Consider the following 21,869-nt stretch of genomic DNA (forward strand, 5'->3'; position numbering starts at 1 on the left):
ATAAGGAAGACACTATGCAGCTCAACATTACAGGACACAACGTCGAAATAACCCCCGCTATGCGTGATTTCGTTACCGCGAAGTTCAGCAAACTGGAGCAGTTTTTCGACAGGATCAACCAGGTCTATATTGTGTTAAAGGTGGAGAAGGTAACGCAAATTGCGGATGCCAATCTGCATGTCAACGGTGGTGAAATCCATGCCAGTGCGGAAGGGCAGGATATGTATGCCGCTATCGATGGTCTTATCGATAAGCTGGCAAGACAATTAACAAAACATAAAGATAAACTGAAACAACACTAATTGTCCGGGCAATAGCCTACGCCAACCGCCAGCAGGCGGTTGGCCAGGAAGAGCTCAGGTGAAATTATGATAAATAACGATTCGGCTCTACAACTGAGCAATGTCCTTAACCAGGAATGTACCCGTAGCCAGGTTCACTGCCAGAGCAAGAAACGCGCGCTGGAAATTATCAGCGAGCTGGCAGCAAAGCAGTTAGGCCTACCGCCCCAGGTAGTATTCGAGGCGATCCTGACTCGTGAGAAAATGGGCAGTACCGGAATTGGCAACGGCATTGCTATTCCGCACGGAAAACTCGAAGAGGATACGCTGCGGGCCGTGGGCGTTTTTGTCCAGCTGGAAACCCCGATCGCCTTTGATGCTATCGACAATCAGCCTGTCGATCTGTTGTTTGCCCTCCTCGTTCCGGCCGATCAAACTAAAACGCATCTGCATACGCTCTCGCTGGTAGCAAAGCGTCTGGCGGATAAAACAATTTGCCGCCGTCTGCGCGCTGCACAAAGTGATGAAGAGCTGTATGAAATCATCACTGAAGCGGGAAGTAATAATGATGCGTAACGGAAGTCGCACCTTACTCTTTATCGTACTGAGGAGAAACGGTACATGGTACTGATGATCGTCAGCGGCCGTTCAGGGTCGGGGAAATCCGTCGCCCTGCGAGCGCTGGAAGATATGGGTTTTTACTGCGTGGACAATCTGCCGGTTGTGCTGCTACCCGAGCTCGCTCGATCGCTGGCCGACAGGAACATCTCGGCTGCCGTCAGTATAGACGTGCGAAATATGCCGGAGTCGCCGGAAATCTTCGAGCAGGCGATGAAAAATCTGCCCGCAGAGTTTTCACCTCAGCTGCTGTTCCTGGATGCCGATCGTAACACCTTGATTCGCCGCTACAGCGACACTCGTCGTTTACATCCGCTGTCGAGCAAAAATCTGTCGCTGGAAAGCGCCATTGATGAAGAGAGCGACCTGCTGGAACCTCTGCGCTCGCGCGCCGACCTGATCGTTGATACCTCCGAAATGTCGGTCCATGAGCTGGCAGAGATGCTGCGTACGCGTTTGTTGGGCAAACGCGAACGCGAACTGACAATGGTGTTTGAGTCCTTTGGCTTTAAGCACGGAATTCCTATCGATGCTGACTACGTCTTCGATGTCCGCTTCCTGCCGAACCCGCACTGGGATCCGAAGCTACGTCCTATGACCGGCCTTGATAAACCGGTTGCCGCTTTCCTCGATCGCCACACGGAAGTTCATAATTTTATTTACCAGACCCGCAGCTATCTTGAGCTATGGTTACCTATGCTGGAGACCAATAACCGTAGCTATCTGACGGTCGCCATTGGTTGTACCGGCGGTAAACATCGTTCGGTTTACATCGCCGAACAGCTGGCTGACTACTTCCGTTCACGCGGTAAGAACGTGCAGTCTCGTCATCGGACGCTGGAAAAACGCAAATCATGACCGTTAAGCAAACCGTTGAAATCACCAATAAGCTGGGCATGCACGCTCGCCCGGCGATGAAGCTGTTTGAATTAATGCAAAACTATGATGCTGAAGTGCTGCTGCGCAATGATGAAGGCACCGAAGCTGAAGCGAATAGCGTGATTGCCCTGCTGATGCTCGACTCGGCTAAAGGCCGTCAGATTGAGATTGAAGCCAACGGCCCGCAGGAGGTTGAAGCGCTGGCAGCGGTTATCGCGCTATTCAACGCCGGGTTTGATGAAGACTAGAGGTATTCCCCGGCTGCAGCGGTGCTTACCGGGGGTATCTGATAGCAAGTTTATTAATGTAGCTTATTCGCCCGCATAAAACCTTCCCCACCTAACTGTTTCATCTGTCGCTGGATCCACGCCTGGCGGCTGCGAATATAACCCGACGGCGCGTCCGCGCGAAAGCGAAGGGGATTGGGCAGGACCGCGGCTAAAAGTGCAGCTTCGGCAGCTGTCAGTTTACTGGCCGGCTTATGGAAATAACGCTGCGACGCAGCTTCCACGCCAAACGTTCCTTCGCCAAACTCAGCAATATTAAGATAAACGGTGAGGATCCTTTTTTTGCTCCACACGGTCTCGATGCCGACGGTCAGTCCCGCCTCCAGCCCTTTTCGTAGCCAGCTGCGGCCATCCCACAGGAACAAATTTTTTGCTGTCTGCTGCGACAGGGTTGATGCGCCGCGGATCCGGTTTTCATTACGTTCGTTATGCGCCAGCGCTTTCTCTATGGCCGAAACGTCAAACCCCCAGTGCTCCGGGAATTTCTGATCTTCTGCAGCGATGACCGCCAGTCCCATCCAGGGAGAAATCTCATCCATTCCCACCCAATCGGAATGAGCGAGGTAATGGAAATTCCCTGAGAGCCAGGCGCTGACCTGTCGCTCCAGCATCACGGCCGAAAAAGGCACTGGCACAATACTAAACAGAGCAATCCCACCGGCCCATACAACGGCACAAGCTAACAGCAGCCTCAGCAATAAACGTTTAATCATACGCAATGGCGAAAAGCGGAATGTCATGCCGTCAGAACCAATACGCGAGCGACCAGCTTTTCAATGCCACTCGCTGCTTCAGCAATGTTCTGAGCCAGCATATACGCCGGAGTCGTCACGACCTTGTTGTCTTCATCAACCACAATATCATCAACCGGGCACGACACGTGTTCAGCCCCCATCTCCTCAACCACATCGGCGGTATCAAGATCGGTACCAATGGTCACGCGTAACGGAATGGCGAATATTTTCGGCAACAGCGCCGGAGCGATGCAGATAAAGCCCAACGGTTTACCGGACTGATGCATCGCCAGAGCCAAAGCCTTCAGGTCGCTATCGACTTCACATTCACTCCCCCGGGAAGCAAAGCTGCTGAGATTCTTTGCCGCGCCAAAACCACCGGGCACAATCAGCGCATCCAGCTCCTCCGCTCGGGCATTGGCCAGAAGCTGGATTTCGCCGCGTGCAATACGCGCAGCCTCGACAAGCACGTTACGGCTTTCCGCCTGGACTTCGCCTGTCAGGTGATTGATAACATCGGTTTGCGCTTTATCAGGCGCATAGCAGATAGCCTGAGCGCCGCTGCGGGCAATTGCCAGCAGGGTAATGACAGCTTCATGGATTTCACTTCCGTCATATACGCCACAGCCGCTCAGCACGACACCAATTTTTTTCATCACATCAGCCTCTTAGTACAAGTTTATGAAAGCAGTCAAAAATTTTGATTTACTCGCTATGCTTCACATATTTTACTGATTCACGTAACAAATTATTTAAGGTTTGCTATCTTAATGGGCGAGCAAGCCAAATCCTCAGGTTGTGCCGTGTAAAAAAATCACTCAAATGATTCTGGCGCAATGACCGGTTCCCTGGTGTTGGCGCAGTATTCGCGCACCCCGGTTTATCCGGGGTCATTTTTTATCTGCCGCCGCAACCCACGCCTTGAGTACCGCCACATCGTTTTGCCACTCGGATTTCATCTCTTCCACCCATTCTCCAACGTTATCCGCCCAGGCTGGCAAGTCCGGAGTTTGAATCTGCTGACCTAGCTGTTGAATATGGCGCAAACCGATTGAACCGGCGGCCCCTTTAATCTTATGTCCTTCATCGACAATGCCTTTCTGGTCGCGCGCGGTCAAATTTGATTCCAGAACCGCCAGGTAGCCCGGCATCATCCTTTCAAAAACGGCCAGACCGTCATTAATAAGCTTCGGTCCTACCAGTTCGATGTACTGCTCAAGCATCGGAATATCCAGTACGGAAGCCGATTTACTGATATCAACAGATGGCATCTCACTCTCCTCCTCTTCCGGAGCATCCCAGAATTTTTTGATAATCGCGGTTAATGCCGGAACCGATAATGGCTTACTCAGAACATCGTCCATTCCCGCGTCCAGATACTCTTTCTTGTCCTTCAATACGTTTGCCGTCAGCGCAACCAAAGGCGGCAGCTCATCAGCGGCAAAGCGCTGTTTCAGCTCGCGAGAAATATCGAGACCGGTCATATCCGGCAGTTGGATATCGAGCAGAACAAGGTCGTACTCGCCGGGTACAAACATCTCCAGCGCGGCTTTACCGGTCATCGCGACATCCACGCTGTTGCCCAGTTTCTCCAGCACCGAGCGCGCCACAATGACGTTTAGCTCGATATCTTCCACCAGCAGCACGTTCAGCGCAGGTAACGGCATTTCATCTTCCGCCAGCGTATCTTCGACTTCTTCTGCTACAGCAGGTGCATGGACGGTGAGGGTAAAGGTCGCGCCTTTGCCCGGCAGGCTGGCAACGCTGATATCCCCCCCCATATTGCGAGCCAGACGACGTGATACGGCAAGACCGATACCGGTGCCTGTCGCCGGCTTGCCTCCCTGGCTATCTTTCACCTGGTAATACATAGCGAAAATTTTATCCTGTTCCGCTTCAGGGATACCGATGCCTGAATCCTCTACTTCAAAGTGCAGGATATCTCCCTCGTCGTAGCGCACGCGTACGCTCACATTCCCCCCCTGCGGAGTGAATTTCACGGCGTTGCTAATAAGATTCCATAAGATTTGGCGTAAACGCGTGCCATCGGTAATGACCTTGTGCGGCAGCGGAAGCGTGGGATCCAGCACAAAGCGCAGGCCTTTTTGCTGCGCCTGCAGACCGGAGAGGTTTTCCAGATCGGCAAGGAAGCCCGTAAAATCAACCGGCTGGTTATCCAGTTGAATTTTACGCCGCTCCATTTTATCCATCTCAATAATATCATTGAAGATATTGCCAAGAGTTACCGCTGAGACATGGATGGTTTTCAGGTATCTTTCCTGTTCATCGGTCAAATCGGTGTCCAGCAAAATTCGGCTAAGACCGACGATGCCGTTAAGCGGCGTACGCAGCTCGTGGCTAATCGTTGAAATAAAGGTGGTCTTATCACGGCTGGCCCGCTCCAGAGCGTCCTGATAGCGCTTACGCTCGGTAATATCACGGCCAAATCCCATCAGGCCACGTCGTTTACCGACGCGGTCATAATAAGGCACTTTACGTATTTCAAAGCAGGCCTTACGTCCGTCCGGATAATCCAGCCACTGCTCGTAGGTCAACGACACGTTATGACGGAAGACTTTTTCATCCGTTTCCAGCACCTTCTCCGCCACCTCTTCGCTGTACACATCCTGCGGTTTCAGGTGGATAAGCTGCTTTTCACTTTTACCGGTCAACAGCTCCATAGCGCGGTTGCAGCCGGAAAACTCTTTATCTTCATTACGATAGAAAACTAAATCTGGCGAGGCATCAAGAAAAGAACGCAGAAAGGAGGATTGTTGTTCAAGCTGAATTTGCGTTTCTTCGCGCTCCTTCATCTCAATTTTCAGCTGCTCGAGGGTCGTTTCACGTTCCGCTTCCGCTTTTTCACGCTCGCCAATTTCCTGATTAAGCTGGGCGATGTTGTCCTTAAGCTGCACATTCAGCGTTAGATCGCGCTCGCGCATCTCCTCCAGTTTCTCCACCAGCCGCGAGAGACGTTGCCTGGACTCTTCCAGTTGCTCAACCACCACCGAAAGGAAATAGACCGCCCATGGGGTAATCAACAGGCCAAAAAAGATGGAGCGGATGACATCAATACTTTCCACCTGGCCGTGCAGCACCATAGTAACTGCCATCTGCACGACTATTGCCAGCACGACCAGCGCAAAGGCCAGCAACATTGAAAAGCGCACCAGACCCAGCTTCATCATCAGGTCAACATAATACTGCGCCAGCATACGGATTTGCTTCATAAAGGATTCCTTCGCGACAACCTGGCACAATAATACTCAATTCTGAGCAAGACGCTGTAAGTTGTGCGAAAAATGCGGGAAGGATTGTAGTTAGGCCGCTGACTTCGGATAGCAGCCGACAGCAAACAGGCCGGAGGTATAACTACGAGCGTTAGCATTTACCGGGCACTTACCGCTGCCCCTTCATACAAAAAGGACGGGATGACGCTATTCGCCAGCAACCGGAGATAGCCAGCAACGGCCGATGGCGGAACCCTGAACGCCGAATTCATTGAGGTATTTATCCAGCTCAACCATCCCGGTCCAGCGATTCTCACACCACAGCGGCGCCAGCAGCGTCGGGCGGCGCGCGCTGGCGGAAATACGGTGATAAATCACCTCTGGCGGAGTATAGCGGATCATCTCTCCTGCGGTGACCGTGTAGTCGTCCAGTTCAATACCGTTTAACCTACCGGCCTGCCAGGCCCTGGCCATAATGCTTCCCTTCACAATATGAAGTGGATGCAGCTTAATACCGTCAACGCCCGTCTCTACCACCTGCTCTAAGGTCTCCAGGCATTCACCCTGCCCTTCGCCCGGCAGGCCAACGATAAGATGGCTACACACTTTAAGACCGCGCTCGCGCGCCAGACGAGCTGTACGCTGATAGCAGGCAAAATCGTGGCCGCGATTAATGCGGTGCAGCGTTTTATCGTGTGCGGTTTGTAACCCAAGTTCGAGCCATACTTCGTAACCCTGCTCCCGATATTCACTTAGCAGATCTAATACCGCACCGGGGACGCAGTCCGGGCGAGTGCCTACGCACAGCCCAACGATGCTGGCCTGGCTGACCGCCTGTTGATACATGGAGCGCAGAACCTGAACCTCAGCAAAAGTGCTGGTATAGGCCTGGAAATAGGCCAGATACCGTTTCGCGCGGTTTACCAGCTGCGCCTGATGGGCCAGCTGTTCGGCGATCGAACGATGCTGCTGTTCTTCATCGGCAAAAGAGGCAACATTACAGAACGTACAGCCGCCGCGGCCAATAGTACCATCACGATTGGGGCAGCTAAATCCACCATGCAGCGTCAGCTTATGAACCTTTTCACCATATCGGCGCGCAAGATCCCCACCAAACATATTGACTAATTTTTGTAACTGCATAATCTGATAGACCGGCCTTAAGAAAGGGGCCAAGCCTGCCATTTTTAGCCACCGACGGCGATGACCTGGATCAATCGTCAACGCGGCCGCTCACCTTATTGCATAAACACTCAAGATAACTGCAATTTAATTCACCCCGGTGATAATGAGTTTTCCTTATACATTGCCTCTGATTTGCGATTATCTTTACCCAGGCATAAAACAGTATTTATTACTTAAAATTAAACAAAAAGCAGTTTAAAAAACCACAATGAAATAGCAATTTAGCACAGACAGATAATGTCTCGCCGTCCATATAGTGAGACAGATCACACTCGATTATTCTATCTGGCGCGTTTCAGCAGTATTTAAAATGCAGTTATTTTCTTAAAAATCATAAAATTACACGTTGCATAGCACATTTTTGTATAAATAAGATTGCCATTTGACGTATGTGTGGATTCCCGATAAGTTGGGAATCCGCTGGAAGCTTTCTGGATGAGCGCTCTGCTCATCATATTTATGCAGTAATTGAGATTCCCTCTTAACAGCAAGTCCTCAAACTTGTGTACCGATGCGAAAAGGATTTAAAGAGGGCGAATGCGAGGTGTAAACCCCGTCGCCATGCTCTTTCTGTGCCCGTGCGCAATCGGTATCGGAGGGTGTCCCGTAGAGCCTGGGGAGGTTCACTGATATGTTGTACGATAAATCCCTTGAGAGGGATAACTGTGGTTTCGGCCTGATCGCCCACATAGAAGGCGAACCTAGCCACAAGGTAGTGCGTACCGCTATACACGCACTGGCCCGAATGCAGCACCGCGGCGCGATTCTCGCCGATGGAAAAACCGGCGACGGTTGTGGCTTGCTGCTACAAAAACCCGATCGTTTCTTCCGCATTGTTGCGGAAGAGCGCGGCTGGCGTTTAGCCAAAAATTACGCCGTTGGGATGCTATTCCTTAATAAGGATCCTGAACTGGCTAACGCGGCGCGCCGCATCGTCGAAGAAGAACTTCAGCGCGAAACGCTGTCTATTGTCGGCTGGCGCGATGTGCCAACCAATGAAGGCGTTCTCGGTGAAATCGCCCTCTCCTCGCTGCCCCGTATTGAACAAATCTTCGTTAACGCCCCGGCTGGCTGGCGTCCGCGTGATATGGAACGCCGTTTATTCATCGCACGTCGCCGTATCGAAAAACGTCTGCAGGAAGATAAAGATTTCTACGTTTGCAGCCTGTCGAATCTGGTCAACATTTATAAAGGTCTGTGTATGCCGGCGGATCTGCCGCGCTTCTACCTGGACCTTGCGGACCTGCGTCTGGAATCAGCCATCTGCCTGTTTCACCAGCGCTTTTCCACCAACACCGTACCGCGCTGGCCGCTGGCGCAGCCGTTCCGCTACCTGGCGCACAACGGCGAAATCAACACCATTACCGGTAACCGCCAGTGGGCCCGCGCCCGTACCTATAAGTTCCAGACGCCGCTAATCCCGGACCTCCACGACGCCGCGCCGTTCGTCAATGAAACCGGCTCTGACTCCAGCTCCATGGATAACATGCTGGAGCTGCTGCTGGCGGGCGGGATGGATATTATCCGCGCTATGCGTCTGCTGGTACCACCGGCCTGGCAGAACAACCCGGATATGGATCCCGAGCTGCGCTCGTTCTTTGACTTTAACTCCATGCATATGGAGCCGTGGGACGGCCCGGCGGGCATCGTGATGTCCGATGGCCGCTTCGCCGCCTGTAACCTTGACCGTAACGGTCTGCGTCCGGCGCGCTACGTGATTACCAAAGACAAGCTCATCACCTGCGCTTCCGAAGTGGGTATCTGGGATTACCAGCCGGATGAAGTGGTTGAAAAAGGCCGCGTTGGTCCGGGTGAGCTGATGGTTATCGATACCCGCGAGGGGCGAATTCTGCACTCCGCGGAAACCGACAACGATCTGAAAAGCCGTCACCCGTATAAAGAGTGGATGGCGAAAAACGTCCGCCGTCTGGTGCCGTTCGAAGAGCTGCCGGATGAAGACGTCGGTAGCCGCCAGCTGGATGATGATACCCTCGCCAGCTACCAGAAACAGTTTAACTACAGCGCTGAAGAGCTGGACTCCGTTATTCGCGTGCTTGGTGAAAACGGCCAGGAAGCCGTCGGCTCGATGGGCGACGATACTCCATTTGCCGTGCTCTCCAGCCAGCCGCGTATCATTTACGATTACTTCCGCCAGCAGTTCGCGCAGGTCACCAACCCGCCGATCGATCCGCTGCGCGAAGCGCACGTCATGTCGCTGGCCACCAGCATCGGCCGTGAAATGAACGTCTTCTGCGAAGCGGAAGGCCAGGCGCACCGCCTGAGCTTTAAGTCGCCGATACTGCTGTACTCCGATTTTAAACAGCTGACCACCATGGAAGAGGAGCACTATCGCGCCGACGTCCTGGATATCACTTTTGATGCCACCGAAACCACGCTGGCTGAGACGGTGAAGGCGCTGTGCGATAAAGCGGAACAGATGGTGCGCAACGGGACCGTTCTGCTGGTGCTTTCTGACCGTAATATTGCTAAAAACCGTCTGCCGGTACCGGCGCCGATGGCGGTGGGCGCCATTCAGACTCGTCTGGTCGACGAGAGCCTGCGCTGCGATGCCAACATCATTGTCGAAACCGCCAGCGCCCGCGACCCGCACCACTTTGCCGTGCTGCTCGGCTTCGGCGCGACGGCTATCTACCCGTACCTCGCCTATGAAACCCTGGCGAAGCTGGTGGACAACAAGGCCATCGACAAAGAGTACCGCGCGGTAATGCTGAACTATCGTAACGGCATTAACAAAGGTCTGTATAAGATCATGTCGAAGATGGGGATTTCGACCATCGCGTCCTACCGCTGCTCGAAGCTGTTTGAAGCGGTCGGTCTGCATCGCGAAGTCTCCGAGCTGTGCTTCCAGGGCGTCGTCAGCCGTATCGGCGGCGCGGGCTTCGATGACTTCCAGCAGGATCTGTTAAACCTGTCAAAACGTGCCTGGCTGGCGCGTAAACCGCTGGACCAGGGCGGATTGCTGAAATACGTCCACGGCGGCGAATATCACGCCTACAACCCGGACGTGGTTCGTACCCTGCAGCAAGCGGTGCAAAGCGGCGAATACAGCGATTACCAACAGTACGCGAAACTGGTTAACGAGCGCCCGGCGGCAACGCTGCGTGACCTGCTGTCCGTCACGCCGGACGGAACTACCGTGAGCCTGGACGATGTTGAACCAGCGAGCGAGTTGTTCAAACGCTTCGATACCGCGGCAATGTCTATCGGCGCGCTGAGCCCGGAAGCGCACGAAGCGCTGGCGGAAGCCATGAACAGCATCGGCGGCAACTCTAACTCCGGCGAAGGCGGTGAAGACCCGGCGCGCTACGGCACCAATAAAGTGTCGCGTATTAAGCAGGTCGCTTCCGGTCGCTTCGGCGTTACCCCGGCTTACCTGGTCAACGCCGATGTGATTCAGATTAAAGTCGCCCAGGGCGCAAAGCCTGGCGAAGGCGGCCAGCTGCCGGGCGATAAAGTCACGCCATATATTGCCAAACTGCGTTATTCAGTACCGGGCGTGACGTTAATTTCTCCGCCGCCGCACCACGATATTTACTCTATCGAGGATCTGGCGCAGCTGATTTTCGATCTGAAACAGGTCAACCCGAAAGCGATGATCTCCGTGAAGCTGGTTTCTGAACCCGGGGTCGGTACTATCGCCACCGGTGTCGCAAAAGCTTACGCAGACCTGATCACTATTGCCGGCTACGACGGCGGTACCGGCGCCAGCCCGTTATCTTCAGTGAAGTACGCGGGATGTCCGTGGGAGCTGGGTCTGGTCGAAACCCAGCAGGCGCTGGTCGCAAACGGACTGCGCCATAAGATTCGCCTGCAGGTGGACGGTGGCCTGAAAACCGGCCTCGATATCATCAAAGCAGCCATCCTCGGCGCTGAGAGCTTTGGCTTCGGTACCGGCCCAATGGTGGCGCTGGGCTGTAAATATCTGCGTATTTGCCACCTGAACAACTGCGCAACCGGCGTAGCAACCCAGGATGACAAGCTGCGTAAGAACCACTACCACGGCCTGCCGTTCAAAGTGACCAACTACTTTGAATTCATCGCCCGCGAAACCCGCGAGCTGATGGCGCAGCTTGGCGTTAAGCGTCTGGTGGATCTGATTGGCCGCACCGACCTGCTGAAAGAGCTGGATGGCTTTACCGCCAAACAGCAGAAGCTGGACCTGGGTAAACTGCTGGAGACCGCAGAGCCGCATCCAGGTAAAGCGCTGTACTGCACGGAGAATAACCCGCCGTTCGACAATGGCGTGCTCAATGCTCAGCTGCTGCAGCAGGCAAAACCGTTCGTGGACAGCAAGCAGAGCAAAACTTTCTGGTTCGATATCCGCAACACCGACCGCTCCGTTGGCGCTTCCTTGTCCGGTTATATCGCCCAGACTCACGGCGACCAGGGGCTGGCAGCCGACCCGATTATCGCTCACTTCAGCGGTACTGCGGGCCAGAGCTTCGGCGTGTGGAACGCCGGCGGCGTTGAGCTGCATCTGACCGGCGATGCGAACGATTATGTTGGTAAAGGGATGGCTGGCGGCCTGCTCGCCATTCGTCCTCCGGTCGGCTCCGCTTTCCGCAGCCACGAAGCCAGCATCATCGGCAACACCTGCCTGTACGGTGCCACCGGCGGTCGCCTGTATGCTGCAGGCCGCGCGGGCGAGCGCTTCGCGGTGCGTAACTCCGGCGCCATCACCGTCGTCGAAGGTATTGGCGACAACGGTTGTGAATATATGACCGGCGGCATCGTCTGCGTGCTGGGCAAAACCGGCGTTAACTTTGGCGCGGGGATGACCGGCGGCTTCGGTTACGTTCTCGATGAAGATGGCGATTTCCGCAAACGCGTAAACCCTGAACTGGTGGAAGTGCTGGACGTTGATTCTCTGGCTATCCACGAAGAGCACCTGCGCGGTTTAATTACCGAGCACGTACAGCTTACCGGTTCGCAGCGCGGTGAAGAGATCCTGGCCAACTGGCCGGCCTTCTCAGCGAAATTTGCGCTGGTTAAACCGAAGTCCAGCGATGTTAAAGCACTGTTGGGTCACCGTAGTCGTTCCGCAGCTGAGCTGCGGGTGCAGGCGCAGTAAGGGGTTAAGATGAGTCAGAATGTCTATCAATTTATCGACTTACAGCGAGTTGATCCGCCGAAGAAAGCGCTGAAGATCCGTAAAATTGAATTTGTAGAAATTTACGAGCCGTTTTCAGAAGGCCAGGCCAAAGCGCAGGCGGACCGCTGCCTGTCCTGCGGCAACCCGTACTGCGAATGGAAATGCCCGGTGCACAACTACATCCCGAACTGGCTGAAGCTGGCCAATGAAGGGCGTATTTTTGAAGCGGCAGAACTGTCGCATCAGACCAATACCCTGCCGGAAGTCTGCGGGCGCGTTTGCCCACAGGATCGCCTGTGCGAAGGGTCCTGCACCCTGAACGATGAGTTCGGCGCGGTCACCATCGGCAATATTGAGCGCTATATCAACGATAAAGCGTTCGAAATGGGCTGGCGTCCGGATCTGACCGGCGTGAAGCAAACCGGTAAAACCGTCGCCATCATCGGCGCGGGCCCGGCAGGCCTGGCCTGCGCAGACGTATTAACCCGTAACGGCGTCAAGGCGGTGGTCTTCGATCGCCATCCGGAGATCGGCGGCCTCCTGACCTTTGGTATTCCGGCATTTAAGCTGGAAAAAGAGGTGATGACCCGCCGTCGTGAGATCTTCACCGGTATGGGAATTGAGTTCAAACTCAATACTGAAGTGGGCAGCGATGTGCAGCTCGACGATCTGCTGAAAGATTACGATGCGGTATTCCTCGGCGTTGGCACCTATCAGTCAATGCGCGGCGGGCTGGAAAACGAAGACGCTTCCGGCGTATTCGATGCGCTGCCGTTCCTGATCGCCAATACCAAGCAGATCATGGGCTTTGGCGAAACGGCGGACGAACCGTACGTCAGTATGGAAGGTAAGCGCGTCGTGGTTCTCGGCGGTGGCGATACCGCAATGGACTGCGTACGTACCTCAATTCGCCAGAACGCGACTCATGTTATCTGCGCCTATCGCCGTGATGAAGAGAACATGCCGGGCTCTAAACGCGAAGTGAAGAACGCGCGTGAAGAAGGCGTGGAATTCCAGTTCAACGTCCAGCCGCTGGGCATCGAAGTCAATGCTAACGGTAAAGTATGCGGCGTCAAGATGGCGCGTACGGAGATGGGCCAGCCGGACGCGAAGGGCCGCCGCCGTGCGGAAATCGTAGCTGGTTCTGAGCATGTCGTGCCCGCCGATGCGGTGGTTATGGCGTTCGGTTTCCGCCCGCACAGCATGGAATGGCTGGCGAAACACAGCGTTGAGCTGGATTCTCAGGGCCGCGTCATCGCGCCGGAAGGCAGCGACAACGCGTTCCAGACCAGCAACCCGAAAATCTTCGCCGGCGGCGATATCGTTCGCGGTTCCGACCTGGTTGTGACGGCGATCGCCGAAGGCCGTAAGGCGGCTGACGGGATCCTCAACTATCTGGAAGTGTAATGCGAAAACCCGGATAGCGGTTTTATCCGGGTATATGACCCAGGCCCGATGGTTAATCCCCTCGGGCTTTTTTATGCGCTTAACAAATCTGAGCGAACTTTAATCACTACTTTTTTAATCTCTGCGGGCTCGGTTATTACGCATCCCGGCTTATGCGGTTCGCCCGGCATAAAGATGGCGAACATGCCTGGCGTCAGAATGACCGACTGTTCGCCATCAATGGCGTTGCACAGCTGATAATCCTCCTCAACGTGCATCTCCTCGCACTGCATTGCCGAACCGCTCACCCCATAAAAAATCCGCTCCGCACCCGCCAGTAAAATCTGAATATCGATAAACTGCGTATGCAGCTCTGCCTTTTTCACGTCCGGTAACCCCGTGGCAAACTGCATCACGTTCATAAAGATATTATCCCCTTGCAGCTCGTAGCTTCCGGGAGAAATGGCAGGTAAATCATGCTCCCTGGCGAGGGATATCGCCTTTTGCAGCGCTGAAGGCACGCCGGCCTGTAATGGATTAACTAAATTACCGAATATCATGACGTTCCTCCCTGCTCCATAGTGCCGCGCCCAGCAGGCCAGCATCATGGCGATAGTGTGCTGCGCATAGTGGCAGCTGGTAAATATCAGGCTCTTGCGCCAGATAGTCCCTCACCAGCGGTAAGTACCCAGCCGCCAGGCCAATACTGCCGCCAACGACCACGCGCTGGCAATCGGTCAACGCTTTAAGATCGGCAATCATCCGCGCCAAAGTTTGTGCCGAGCGCTGAATAAGTAAACGCGCCTGCGGATGGCCTTGTGCCGCAAAAGTAAAAATAGATTTCGCATCCAGTCCACAGAGATCGTCAGTTGCCGCCGCGGCTATTCCCCGTCCGGAAGCAATAGCCTCTACGCAGCCGACCCGACCGCAGCCGCAAAGCGGTCCGCCAGGATCGGCCAACGAGTGCCCCAGGTGTCCGGCCAGGCCTCCGGTCCCGGTAAGTAAAGTGCCGTTGCTCACCACGCCGCCGCCAACTCCGGTAGAGACGGTAATAAACGCCATATCGCTGACTTTATAGGCCATCGCCTGGTATTCCGCCCAGGCTGCTGCCTGAGCATCATTGACCGCCAGCGTTGGCAGACCGGTTATCTCTCGTAACGTTTTTACCAACGGGAAGTGCATGAGTCCGCCAAGATTCTGCGGATTAATTGCAATCAGGTTTCCTTCGCGAATAATCCCGGTCGAGGCTACCGCGACGCGCTTTGCCCGTGTGAACAGCGGCTCAACCAGCGTTTTTAACGCGGCCCGTAGCGCATCCGGGGTTTTGCTGGCGGGGGTTGGTAGCTCGCGACGATCGCGGAGCAGCAGGTCATCCGCTACCAGCGCAGCCGCGAGCTTAGTGCCGCCAATATCTATCGCCAGCGTCGTCATGGCTGCGCCTCTTTTAACGCCGTGTTATACCACTGGCAAATATGTTCAAGGCGGGTAATCGCAGAACCAACGGTCACCGCCCACGCGCCGTGGCGCATGGCTTCTGCTGCCTGAGCCGGTGTGTTATAGCGCCCTTCCGCGTTCACCCGGCAGCCAGCCTCCGCCAGAGCTTTTACCAGCTCCAGGTCTGGTTCATCCGGCGTATACGTCGTGGTATAGCCCGACAGCGTAGTGCCGATGATTTCCGCGCCAAGAGCCTGACAGGCCAGGCTATCCTCAAGCGAGGAGCAGTCGACCATCGCCACCAGTTTGTGCTGGTGGATACGCGCCAGCAGCGTTGCCACTGGAACAGGGCGCACACGCTCTGTGCCATCAACAGCGATGATATCGGCGCCAGCCTGCGTTAACGCATCGATATCTTCCAGATATGGCGTGATCCGTACCGGTGAATCATCCAGATCGCGTTTAATAATGCCGATAATCGGCACCTTTACCAGCGCACGTACCGCGCGCAGATTCTCAACGCCTTCAATGCGCAACGCGATCGCCCCGGCCTGTTCCACCGCCAGCGCCATCGCGGCAACGATCTCCGGCTTATCCAATGGGCTGCCGGGGACCGGCTGGCAGGAAACAATAAGACCACCGTTAGCGCTAATGCGTAAATCCAATTCTTTAAGCAAAGACATACTCGCTCCCTGATAAATATGTACACCCGGCACCGCAGCCGGGCTGTTGTTATCTGGTCTTAACTAAGCCGCTTTTGCTACCGCCAAAAGGCACCGCTCCGCTCAGAGGTTTACCATCGATCGCATCATGGGTTCGTATCGCTTCCGGTCGAATCCAGCGCTGTACGCGGGAAGGCATATCCAGACCAATCAGCAGGATTACAACGAAGGTCAGACCAAAAGAGAGCGATCCCAACGCGGTACCCAGATCCAGACGCTGGGCGATTAAGGCGCCAAGCACCGGCGCAATCGCGCCGCCCAGCGCCCCCACGTTGTAGGTAAAACCAAGACCGGCCGCCCGCTGATCGGTATCGAAATAGCCGCCAATCAGTTTCGGCAAGATCCCGGAGATCCCTTGCCCTAACATCTGCTGGAAAAACAGTAGCAGGCCGAGGATCCATATGTTTGTGCCGCCAATTGCAAAGACCGGAATAATCAACAGCTGTGAAGCCAGCAGGCTGTAAACGTAGGCTTTGCGGGTTCCCAGCCAGTCCCCGAGAAATCCGCCCACGCAGCAGCCAACCGCCGCGCCAAACCCGCTGAAAAACAAAATCTTTGCCACAGTCGCCGGGTCATAGGCCAGCTCTGTTTTCAGATAAGTCGGCAGCAGCGCCTGGATTGGCCATGAATAAAGGAAAGCGAAAAGTACCACCACCATCAGCATCACGCCCGTAGGCCAGCGTTTACCGCTGCTCTGCACCATAAAGCTGATAAATATCACCGCGCACATTACGCCCAGCAGCAGAACGATACCTGCATTTTGCAAGTCACCGGCAAAACAGAACCATAGCGCAGTCGCCGCCACGATGGTCATCAGGATGTTAATTACCCGATGCTTGCCGCGATACAGCAGATCGACCATCGTCTGTACCGGTTCTTTGCCTTCATGATTCTCTTTCCAGTCTTCGGCTTCCGGAATATTTTTCCGCAGCCAGAGGGCAAATACGATGGGGACAATACCGATGAAAAAAAGCGCGCGCCAGCCCCAGACGGGTACCACCAGGCTATAAACCTGTGCGGCGATAACTGCTCCGACGGAAAACCCGGAAATCAGAAAACCGCTGGCCTTATTGCGTAAATGCCTCGGCCAGCTTTCGATAACGTAAGTGGCGCTGGAGCCGTACTCTCCAGCCATTCCCATACCGATAACCAGACGTGCGATAAACATTGTTGTGTAACCCGGCGCAAAACCGCAGGCCAGAGTACCGAGAGAGAACAGAATAATGCTGGTCACCATCGCCAGGCGTCGACCATAGCGATCGCCCATCGCGCCAAGCATCAGACCGCCAAACCAGCGAGAAATGAAAGCCGCTGAGATGAGACTTGCAGCCTGAACGGTCGTCAGGCCAAAATCCCCCTGCACTTCAGTGAGCACCAGGGCGATTAATACAAAATCAAAACCATCAAGCAAATACCCAAGCCAGGCGGCGGAAAAAGCCCGCCACTGGGGACGGCTAAGATGGCGGTACCACGGGATGTTCTGGGGCACTGTACTCATTTTACTCTCCCGACGATGTTTGTTGTCGTGCCGGGGAGCTTCGCTTGCCCGGCCAGGAAAGGTCAACCGCAGGCCGGAAAGCGCTGTCGCCCCCCGACTATCGATCAGCCGTGTTCCTGCATTAGCTGCTGCGCCAGCGCTTTCAGCTCCGGCAAGAATTTTTCGTCTACTGGTGCAAACGGCTTACGGCACAGCGGCACAGAGACCACATCCATATAGTGCAGTACGGTTTTCAAACCACGGAATACGCCGGTTTTAATCAGCAGGTCGATTACCTTGTTGCACTCACATTGCAGCTGCTGTGCTTTGGCAACATCACCCGCTTTCAGCGCCGCGACAATTCCCTGGTAACGCCAGCCCATGATGTTGTAAGTACTACCAATACCACCATCGGCTCCTGCCAACAGGCCTGAGGCAAATATCTCATCGTAACCGTTGTACAACACCAGATCCGGATGAGCCCGTCGGATCTGTTCCATCTGGAATAGATCGCCTGAAGTCTGCTTTAGCGCACCAACGCCAGGCAGCGTCACCAGGGTATTGATTTGATCGAGAGTCAGCTTAACCCCGCTTAGCGCCGGGATGTTGTACACCACCATCGGCAAGCCATCAGCCGACTCAATAATGGCCTGATAATGCGCGCAGTGTTCTTCGAAACTAAACGGATAATAGAACGGCGTGACGGCGGAGACCGCGTCGTAGCCATAACCTACCGCAGCCCTTGCCAGCTGCTGGCTTTCGAGGGTACTCACACAGCCGACATGGGCGATAAGGGTCATTTTGCCTTTCGCCTCTTCCGCTACGATCTCCAGCACTTCCTGACGCTCTGTGCCGCTCTGGACAAAGGCTTCACCGGTAGAGCCTCCGACATATAGTCCATCAACACCCTGACGCAGATTAAATTGCACCAGTCGACGCAGGCTCTCTTTATCCAGTTTTTGCTGCCCATCGAACGGCGTAAGCAACGCCGCCATAACCCCACGTAAATTGACCGCCATATCTACCTCTTTGTGAATTTCTAATGATTAACTATGTACCTTTATACCTGTTATACCAGATAAAATAAGCAGCAGAGTAATAGAGAACGCTTATAATGCGATCTACTTCACTAAACGATCCTGAGGATCGTGAGGATTGCTTACGAGGTTAAGCTTTCTGACCTAAGGCGTGCCAGGTGGCGGATACGCTATTGAGGTGGGTCTGGAGAGCGCGATCGGCTTCGTCAGGATCGCGACGACGAATAGCATCCACAATTGCGATATGCTGTTGATAACTAACGCTGTTATGTTCGTGCAGTTCGCGTTCGGGCACCGTTGGCCGGGCGGCGATTAGCCAGTCCAGCAGGGCCACATGGATAGCCATAAAGATTGGATTGCCGGGGATCTCTGCAAGCACGCGGTGAAATTCAACGTCAGAGCGGATAAACAGCGCATTGTCATCCAGCGATTGACTATTGATCTTTAGCGCTTGCGTCAGCTTTTCCAGCTGCTCATCGCTGGCGTGTTCTGCGGCATAGCGAACCAGACTGGACTCAAAAAACAGACGCAGCTGTTCAAAGTGCGCGATACCGCCAGGGTGAGACAAAAAGTCTTTCGCCATGCCGGAAAGCTCGCCAATGATGGTGTCTGCTGAAGGTCGCGAAACGCGAGCGCGTTCGCCGTTGCTAATCTGCACCAGTCCCTTACGCTTCAGCGCCGCCAGCGCTTCACGAACCGACGGACGTCCGACGTTAAAAAAGGTCATCAGCTCACGTTCGGACGGCAGCTGTTCACCCTCCGCGAACTCCCGGCGCCGGATCATCTGCTCCAGCTCTTCTTCCACCATTTCAGATAGTTTTTTGCGCGCCAGAGGACGGCGGCCAAGGCTGTTGCCAATGGAGGACGGAGTATCTTCGGCTTGTGGATCAAATGCGCTCATAGGGACCATTGTGTGATTTGTGACAGCATGTGACGGCTGTTCCATCTTAACACAAGAATTTTGCAGAGAGCATAAAACAGGCCCCGAAGGGCCTGGTAAGGATTATTTCACGACGCGCAGCGCCGGACGGCCACCGCGAGGCGGCGGCGTATCGTCGGGATCGTCATCGTGATTATCCGGCTTATCACCATCGATCACCGACATGAGCGTTTCGCTTTCAGTCAGCTCTTCGTCGTCGTTCAGGCTAGTGACGTCTTCATCGTAGGCCGCTTCCGGTTCGAACATCGTCCCCGCCCCATTCTCACGCGCGTAGACCGCCAGTACGGCGGCCATCGGCACTGAGACATTACGCGGCACGCCGCCAAAGCGCGCGTTAAAACGCACTTCATCGTTGGCCAGTTCGAGATTACCGACGGCCCGCGGGGCAATATTGAGAACGATTTGCCCATCGCGAGCGTACTCCATCGGGACAAGTACGCCCGGCAGAGTGACGTCAACGACCAGATGCGGGGTCAGCTGGTTATCCAGCAGCCACTCATAGAACGCTCGTAACAGGTACGGGCGACGCGGCGTCAGCTGTGATACATCCATTATTTAGCCCCGACCGAGACGCATTTCACGTTCGGCTTCAGTTAAAGAAGCCAGGAAAGAATCACGCTCAAATACGCGAGTCATATAACCTTTAAGCTCTTTTGCGCCAGCGCCGACCAGCTCCACGCCGAGAACAGGCAGGCGCCACAGCAGCGGTGCCAGATAGCAGTCGACCAGGCTGAACTCATCGCTCAGGAAGTATGGCTTCTGGGTGAAAACGGGCGCGATCGCCTGCAGTTCTTCACGCAGCTGCTTACGCGCAGTATCTGCCTGCGCAGCGGTACCGGTCTGAATGGTATTCATCAACGAATACCAGTCTTTTTCGATACGGTGCATATACAGACGGCTTTCCCCACGGGCAACCGGATAAACCGGCATTAACGGCGGATGCGGGAAACGCTCATCCAGATATTCCATAATGATGCGAGATTCCCACAGAGTGAGCTCACGATCCACAAGCGTCGGTACGCTTTGATTCGGGTTGAGGTCAATCAGATCCTGAGGCGGGTTGTCCTTCTCCACGTGCTCTATCTCAAAACTAACACCTTTTTCGGCCAGCACGATGCGGACCTGATGGCTATAGATGTCAGTAGGACCAGAAAACAGCGTCATTACCGAACGTTTGTTGGCAGCGACAGCCATGAAAACCTCCAGGTATATTCAGAATTTTTGTACTGCTGCCGACCATTCATGGCCAGCCAGATGTAAAAACCCCATATGCGCGATCTCATTTCGTTCGTCATCCAAACAAAAAATGAACAATCACCTGCATTTGGGCAGAAAATTGGATGATAGTTTACCAGATTTTGAAGAGGTTGTGGTGAGGGGATTCTGGAAATGCTGAAAAAGTGGTAACAATCGGACCTTTGTAGAGGGAAAATGGCAAGTTTATCCATAAAAAAACCCGCCGAGGCGGGTTTTTTCGCAAACTGTTCCGCGTAAGCAGAAAACAATTAACGTTTGGAGAACTGAGGACGACGACGTGCTTTACGCAGGCCGACTTTCTTACGTTCAACCTGACGAGCATCACGAGTAACGAAACCAGCTTTACGCAGTTCGCCACGCAGGGACTCATCATACTCCATCAGAGCGCGGGTGATACCGTGACGGATCGCACCAGCCTGACCAGAGATACCACCACCTTTAACGGTGATGTACAGATCTAATTTCTCAACCATGTCGACCAGTTCCAGCGGCTGACGAACTACCATGCGGGCAGTTTCACGACCGAAGTACTGTTCCAGAGAACGCTGGTTGATAACGATTTTACCGTTGCCCGGTTTGATGAAAACGCGAGCTGCGGAACTTTTGCGGCGACCGGTGCCGTAGTATTGATTTTCAGCCATTGCCTATAATCCCGATTAGATGTCAAGAACTTGCGGTTGCTGTGCCGCGTGGTTGTGCTCATTGCCCGCGTAAACTTTCAGTTTACGGTACATAGCACGACCCAGCGGGCCTTTTGGCAGCATGCCTTTAACCGCGATTTCAATCACACGCTCAGGACGGCGGGCAATCATCTCTTCAAAGGTCGCTTCTTTGATACCACCGATGTGGCCGGTGTGGTGGTAGTACATTTTGTCTTCGCGCTTGTTGCCGGTTACAGCAACTTTTTCTGCGTTCAGAACGATGATGTAGTCACCGGTATCAACGTGCGGAGTGTATTCCGCTTTATGCTTGCCGCGCAGGCGACGTGCCAGTTCGGAAGCCAGACGGCCCAGAGTTTTACCGGTCGCGTCAACAACATACCAGTCGCGTTGAACGGTTTCTGGTTTAGCTGTAAAAGTTTTCATTAAAAGCTTACCCAAATAAATAAGTTACACGTTGGTGAACACCCAAACGTTTAGTCAGTTGAGGTTCACACGACATTGTCCAGCAAACCTACCCCTTCGAATAGCCTATGCCGGCGCATAGAAAGTTTTGGGAAAAAAACCTTCTCGTAACGTGGGGTCGCAAGATTATAGAGAAGTCGGGGTCAAAGATCGACCCCTTTATAT

General features: G+C 54.2%; 20 protein-coding genes. 6 read left to right on the forward strand and 14 right to left on the reverse strand.

Translation table 11 applies throughout. The features are described 5' to 3' along the window. Nucleotides 1-14: 14 nt before the first annotated feature. From hpf to npr, 4 genes are all read left to right on the forward strand, one after another. Nucleotides 15-302: a ribosome hibernation promoting factor gene (hpf, locus tag GJ746_RS22625; protein WP_004106167.1), complete on the forward strand. Its 288-nt coding sequence runs from the start codon at nucleotides 15-17 to the stop codon at nucleotides 300-302. Between the two features lie 66 nt (nucleotides 303-368). After that, complete coding sequence (ptsN, locus tag GJ746_RS22630) at nucleotides 369-857, forward strand: PTS IIA-like nitrogen regulatory protein PtsN (protein ID WP_154682198.1); 489 nt, start codon at nucleotides 369-371, stop codon at nucleotides 855-857. 45 nt (nucleotides 858-902) lie between these two features. Beyond that, nucleotides 903-1,757 carry an RNase adapter RapZ gene (gene rapZ, locus GJ746_RS22635; protein ID WP_004106169.1) on the forward strand — a complete coding sequence of 285 codons (855 nt, stop codon included), beginning with the start codon at nucleotides 903-905 and terminating at the stop codon, nucleotides 1,755-1,757. Next, nucleotides 1,754-2,026 (forward strand): PTS phosphocarrier protein NPr, encoded by a 273-nt coding sequence (gene npr, locus GJ746_RS22640; protein WP_004106170.1) that lies wholly within the window; start codon nucleotides 1,754-1,756, stop codon nucleotides 2,024-2,026. Before rapZ ends, npr begins: the two co-directional genes overlap by 4 nt. 53 nt (nucleotides 2,027-2,079) lie before the next feature. Here the strand turns inward: npr and mtgA are convergent, their stop codons facing one another. From mtgA to GJ746_RS22660, 4 genes are all read right to left on the reverse strand, one after another. Then, nucleotides 2,080-2,805 (reverse strand): monofunctional biosynthetic peptidoglycan transglycosylase, encoded by a 726-nt coding sequence (gene mtgA / locus GJ746_RS22645; protein WP_154682199.1) that lies wholly within the window; start codon nucleotides 2,803-2,805, stop codon nucleotides 2,080-2,082. Next, complete coding sequence (gene elbB, locus GJ746_RS22650) at nucleotides 2,802-3,455, reverse strand: isoprenoid biosynthesis glyoxalase ElbB (protein ID WP_154682200.1); 654 nt, start codon at nucleotides 3,453-3,455, stop codon at nucleotides 2,802-2,804. Before elbB ends, mtgA begins: the two co-directional genes overlap by 4 nt. 234 nt (nucleotides 3,456-3,689) lie before the next feature. Beyond that, entirely contained in the window at nucleotides 3,690-6,029 is a 2,340-nt protein-coding gene (gene arcB / locus GJ746_RS22655; RefSeq protein WP_154682201.1) for an aerobic respiration two-component sensor histidine kinase ArcB, read from the reverse strand. A 207-nt stretch (nucleotides 6,030-6,236) separates the two neighbouring features. Then, a complete protein-coding gene (locus GJ746_RS22660; RefSeq protein ID WP_154682202.1) occupies nucleotides 6,237-7,172 on the reverse strand; it encodes a TIGR01212 family radical SAM protein in 936 nt (311 codons plus the stop codon). Nucleotides 7,173-7,845: 673 nt separating this feature from the next. Between GJ746_RS22660 and gltB the strand changes: the two genes are divergently transcribed. Together gltB and gltD are read left to right on the forward strand one after the other, a co-directional pair. Beyond that, nucleotides 7,846-12,306 carry a glutamate synthase large subunit gene (gene gltB, locus GJ746_RS22665; protein ID WP_154682203.1) on the forward strand — a complete coding sequence of 1,487 codons (4,461 nt, stop codon included), beginning with the start codon at nucleotides 7,846-7,848 and terminating at the stop codon, nucleotides 12,304-12,306. 9 nt (nucleotides 12,307-12,315) lie between these two features. Further along, a complete protein-coding gene (gene gltD, locus GJ746_RS22670; RefSeq protein WP_154682204.1) occupies nucleotides 12,316-13,734 on the forward strand; it encodes a glutamate synthase subunit GltD in 1,419 nt (472 codons plus the stop codon). Between the two features lie 71 nt (nucleotides 13,735-13,805). Here gltD and nanQ read toward each other — a convergent pair whose 3' ends face one another. The 10 genes from nanQ to rplM form a co-directional block, all read right to left on the reverse strand. Continuing rightward, nucleotides 13,806-14,273: an N-acetylneuraminate anomerase gene (nanQ, locus tag GJ746_RS22675; protein ID WP_154682205.1), complete on the reverse strand. Its 468-nt coding sequence runs from the start codon at nucleotides 14,271-14,273 to the stop codon at nucleotides 13,806-13,808. Then, the gene (gene nanK / locus GJ746_RS22680; RefSeq protein WP_154682206.1) at nucleotides 14,260-15,144 is read right to left on the reverse strand and encodes an N-acetylmannosamine kinase; all 885 of its coding nucleotides are present in this window, start codon (nucleotides 15,142-15,144) and stop codon (nucleotides 14,260-14,262) included. Before nanK ends, nanQ begins: the two co-directional genes overlap by 14 nt. After that, nucleotides 15,141-15,830, reverse strand: a complete 690-nt coding sequence (locus GJ746_RS22685) for an N-acetylmannosamine-6-phosphate 2-epimerase (protein WP_154682207.1) — start codon at nucleotides 15,828-15,830, stop codon at nucleotides 15,141-15,143. The genes nanK and GJ746_RS22685 overlap by 4 nt, the downstream gene beginning before the upstream one ends. 49 nt (nucleotides 15,831-15,879) lie before the next feature. Further along, a complete protein-coding gene (locus tag GJ746_RS22690) occupies nucleotides 15,880-17,367 on the reverse strand; it encodes an MFS transporter (protein ID WP_154682208.1) in 1,488 nt (495 codons plus the stop codon). A gap of 104 nt (nucleotides 17,368-17,471) precedes the next feature. Next, nucleotides 17,472-18,365 (reverse strand): N-acetylneuraminate lyase, encoded by an 894-nt coding sequence (gene nanA / locus GJ746_RS22695; RefSeq protein ID WP_154682209.1) that lies wholly within the window; start codon nucleotides 18,363-18,365, stop codon nucleotides 17,472-17,474. A 148-nt stretch (nucleotides 18,366-18,513) separates the two neighbouring features. Then, nucleotides 18,514-19,293, reverse strand: coding sequence for a transcriptional regulator NanR (nanR, locus tag GJ746_RS22700; RefSeq protein ID WP_154682210.1), 780 nt, complete (start codon nucleotides 19,291-19,293; stop codon nucleotides 18,514-18,516). Nucleotides 19,294-19,386: 93 nt separating this feature from the next. Next, nucleotides 19,387-19,875, reverse strand: coding sequence for a ClpXP protease specificity-enhancing factor (sspB, locus tag GJ746_RS22705; RefSeq protein ID WP_154682211.1), 489 nt, complete (start codon nucleotides 19,873-19,875; stop codon nucleotides 19,387-19,389). A 3-nt stretch (nucleotides 19,876-19,878) separates the two neighbouring features. Continuing rightward, nucleotides 19,879-20,517: a stringent starvation protein SspA gene (gene sspA / locus GJ746_RS22710; protein ID WP_014226997.1), complete on the reverse strand. Its 639-nt coding sequence runs from the start codon at nucleotides 20,515-20,517 to the stop codon at nucleotides 19,879-19,881. A 311-nt stretch (nucleotides 20,518-20,828) separates the two neighbouring features. After that, on the reverse strand, nucleotides 20,829-21,221 hold the full coding sequence (gene rpsI, locus GJ746_RS22715; protein WP_000829815.1) for a 30S ribosomal protein S9: 393 nt from the start codon (nucleotides 21,219-21,221) through the stop codon (nucleotides 20,829-20,831). A gap of 15 nt (nucleotides 21,222-21,236) precedes the next feature. Continuing rightward, entirely contained in the window at nucleotides 21,237-21,665 is a 429-nt protein-coding gene (gene rplM / locus GJ746_RS22720) for a 50S ribosomal protein L13 (protein WP_123756283.1), read from the reverse strand. Between the last annotated feature and the right edge of the window lie 204 nt (nucleotides 21,666-21,869).

This window comes from Klebsiella oxytoca, from assembly GCF_009707385.1.
Lineage (GTDB): Bacteria > Pseudomonadota > Gammaproteobacteria > Enterobacterales > Enterobacteriaceae > Klebsiella > Klebsiella oxytoca_C.